Annotated in this window: 2 protein-coding genes and 1 tRNA gene; all 3 read left to right on the top strand. The window is 67.2% G+C overall.

Annotation, left to right across the window (positions count from 1 at the left end; translation table 11 throughout):
- Nucleotides 1–118 precede the first annotated feature (118 nt).
- Nucleotides 119–194 (top strand) — tRNA-Arg (locus RKP46_RS13385).
- 196 nt (nt 195–390) lie between these two features.
- Nucleotides 391–2664, top strand: coding sequence for an adenylate/guanylate cyclase domain-containing protein (locus tag RKP46_RS13380; RefSeq protein ID WP_311107096.1), 2274 nt, complete (start codon nt 391–393; stop codon nt 2662–2664).
- A gap of 92 nt (nt 2665–2756) precedes the next feature.
- Nucleotides 2757–3681 (top strand): FecR domain-containing protein (locus RKP46_RS13375; protein WP_311107095.1); only part of this gene is annotated, 925 nt, incomplete at its 3' end.

The raw sequence follows: 3681 nt of genomic DNA, 5'->3' as shown, positions 1-3681 counted from the left end.
CGGCGCTGCTCGTGCGGACAAGGCCAGATAGGTCAGTGAGAGGGATACCCATTATTCGTCAATCGCGTTGACTGAAACCGCGATCGCAATAAGATCGGCCGCTACGCTCACGTGGTATGCACCCGTAGCTCAGTGGATAGAGCGCTGCCCTCCGGAGGCAGAGGCCACAGGTTCGAATCCTGTCGGGTGCGCCATCTGGCGGCGACAGTGCGTGGAACGCGCGGCTTGTCTGAAGGCGGGGCGCGGTTCCGCTAACGAGCGATGAGCGGCAGATCAGGCGGCCTGCTGGCCTATGCCGCAGCGCTCTTGCCCGCTGCCGGTCGGTAGTGCGCTCGGCCAACGAGAACGCTCCTGATACGAGCGCTTGGCGTCAAGTAGGCAGGGGTGGGCGTGGCTGGGATTAGGATGTGGCTCAAGGGGCTGATGCTGGGTGCTGCCATCGGTTGCATCAGCGCTGCCTTTGCGCTCTCCCCCGCCGGTATCGCGCTGGAGGAAGGCCTCGGCCTGCCGCTCTTGTTCGCCATCCGCGGCCGGGTCCCGCCGCCACCTGATGTGGCGGTCGTCGCGATCAATCAGCGTGCGGCCGAAGCGCTGGAGTTGCCTCCGCATCCGCGAAATTGGCCTCGGTCCGTGCATGGCGAGCTGATCGATACCCTGGTCGCACACGGTGCCAGCGCTATTGTGTTTGACCTCCGCTTCGAAAATAGGTCGGACGAGAGCGGCGAGGGTGACGAAAGCGCCGAGAGCGGCGAGGATGAGGCGTTCGCTGCTGCGGTCGAGCGTGCGAACCGCGTTGTCCTTCTTGAACGCATGGACAAACGGCGGGAGTTGTTTGCGATAGACGAGGGCGGCGCGACCGCGACCGCCGAGGCGGATCGAGCGATGGGGCCGGTTGAGCCGCTTGCCCAGGCGGCCACCGTCGTCGCGCCATTTCTGCTGCCGAAGACAGCCGGCAACATCAACCAGTTCTGGGTGTTCTGGCCGGGCGACGGGCCGGTTGCCACCGTGCCCACGGCTGCGTTGTGGCTGCACGCGCTACGGACAGACCGCAACGCTGTGCGGCCGATCCAGGCTCTTGTCGCCGGCGAGCAACGGCGGTTGGCGCCAGCGGCAGGGGGCGACGGTGTGATACCGGTGCGCGAAATGCTGCTGCGCGCACGGCGGGGGCTGGCCGGGCGCAGCGATATCGTGGCCGCCCTCGAGGCGGGTGGCGACGCTGCAAAGCGTCCGCCGGCGAGCATTCTCACGCGCCGGCTGGCCGCTCTGTTCGCCGGTCCCGACAGTCGCTACCTCAATTTCTACGGACCCTCAGGGACGATTCCGGTCATCGGTTACGACGTCCTGATCGCAGCCGCACGGGCGGGAATGCCAGCGGCGATCCGACTTGACGGCCGGTGTGTCTTCGTCGGCGTTGCCGACTACAGCACGCCGACGCAGGAGGATGGCTTCCCGACCGTCTTCACTGGCGCCGACGGGATCGACCTCAGCGGGGTTGAGATCGCTGCGACGGCCTTCGCCAATCTCCTGACGGACACCTCCCTGCGCCCGCCTGCGCCCCTGACCAGCGCCGCCATGCTTTTTGTTCTGTGCAGCGTGATCGGTTTCTACGTGCTGGCGGTGCCGGCGCGCCTCGCGGTGCCGGCAGCACTCGCGCTTGCGGTCGCCTATGTAGCGGTGGCGCAGATCTTGTTCAATCGCGCAGCCTTGTGGTTGCCGCTGGTAACGCCGGCGCTCGCGATCGCCCTGTTGGTCGTGTCCGCGCTCTACTGCCACTATGTCATCGCACGGCGGCAGCGGGAGAAAATGCAGCAGGCGATCAGCTATTACATCCCGGAGCGGGTCGTACAGGGCTTCGCCGACAGCGGCGGCGATATGAGCGCGGCCAACGAGGTCGTTTACGCCACGTGTCTTGCCGCCGACATGGAGGACTTCACGCCGCTGGCCGAGGGGATGCGGCCGGGTGAAGTGGCTTCCCTGCTGAATTCGTACTTCGATGCAATCGCCAAGCCGATCAACGATCGAAAGGCCGACGTTGTCGAGTTCCGCGCCGACGGCATGATGTGCGCGTGGACGGCGCCGCAGCCCCAGGCGGAGGTCCGTGCCCGGGCGTGCGCCGCCGCAATCGGCGCCCGCGATGCGGCCGCGGCCTTCGCGGCAAAGGTCGCACCCAGGCCGCTGGGCGTGCGTCTCGGCCTGCACGATGGCGAAGTGTTCGTCGGCCATTCCGGCGGCGGCGGTCGCTTTGTCTACGGGATTGTCGGTGACATCGCCAACACCGCGTCCCGGATCGAAGGCCTCAACCGCTACCTCGGAACGCGGCTGCTTGCCAGCGCCGGCGTGGTCCGGGACCTCGATCATTTGCGCGTGCGGCCGGTCGGCCAGTTCATTCTGAAAGGCAAGAACGAGCCTTTGTCGATCGTCGAAATCGTCGGCCGGCGCGATGCCGTCAGCGTCCAGACCGAGACCCTGTGTCGCCGCTTCGCCGTTGCCTTGCAGGCTTTTTCCGCCGGCAATGCCGAGGCGGCACAGGTGCTCTTCGCGGCGCTCTTGCGCGATTATCCGGCCGACGGGCCGAGCCGCTTTTATCTCAACCGACTGCTGGGGGAGGAGGGGGAACAGGCAGGCCAGGAGGCGCCAATGATTATCAGGATGGGCACGAAATGAAGGCGCGGCAACGCCTGCTCCGGCGCCCTCCGGCGGCGGTGGGATCGAACCGCGGGGCGCGCGCGGCGGCGTTTGGCCTGGTTACAGCATGCATGACCGCGATGGGCGCAGTGAGCGCGCACGCGGCCGAAAAGTGCATGCCTGCCGCCGGGCGCATCGCCTCCGTTGAAGGCAGCGTCGAGGTCTCCATCGACGCCGGATCGATCTGGCGGCCGGCCGTTCTGAACGAACTGGTCTGCGTCGGCGCCCTGGTCCGGGTCGGCGCCAACAGCCGTGCCCTGGTCGCGCTCGCGAACGAGTCCATCCTACGCCTGAACGAACACACAATCTTGCGGATGATGCCGCCGGTTAAGACCGAGACATGGCTTGTCGCTCTCGTGCGCGGTGTCATCCAGTTTTTCAGCCGCCAGCCGCGCGGGCTGCAAGTATCGACGCCTTACGTGAATGCCTCGGTCGAGGGAACGGAGTTCCTGGTTCAGGTCGACAGCGACCGTACCGCCGTGAGCGTGTTCGAGGGCGTTGTCGCGATGACCAACGACCAGGGCCAGATCAAGCTGACCAGCGGCGAGTCCGGCCAAGCCGAGCCGGCACAGGCACCGGCGCGCACCATTCTCGCCCGCCCACGCGACGCCGTGCAGTGGGCCATCCATTATCCCGATGTGCTGGACGGTCTCGCCGACCGCTCCGGGCGCAGCGCCGGATCGCTGCCGCCGGCCGTGCAGGAGGCCATTGCGCTCTTTCATCGCGGCGACATTTCAGGCGCTTTGGCGCGCCTCACGCCGGCCGCTGGCGAAACGGTTGCAGCGGACGAAGCCGCGTTGCGGGCAGTGTACCGGGCGGCGATCCTGCTCTCGGTCGGTCGGGTCACGGACGCGCGCACAGCGCTCGATGCCGCGCGCGCCGAGGCACCAAAGGACGATGGGCTCGCGGACGCTCTTGCCGCCATCATCAGCGTCAGCCAAAACGACAGGGCGGCGGCTCTCACCGAGGCGCGTCGCGCCACCGAAGCCGGACCAC

This window comes from Accumulibacter sp. (assembly GCF_031732815.1).
GTDB lineage: Bacteria > Pseudomonadota > Gammaproteobacteria > Burkholderiales > Rhodocyclaceae > Accumulibacter.
This window is presented reverse-complemented; position numbering and strand designations above follow the sequence as displayed.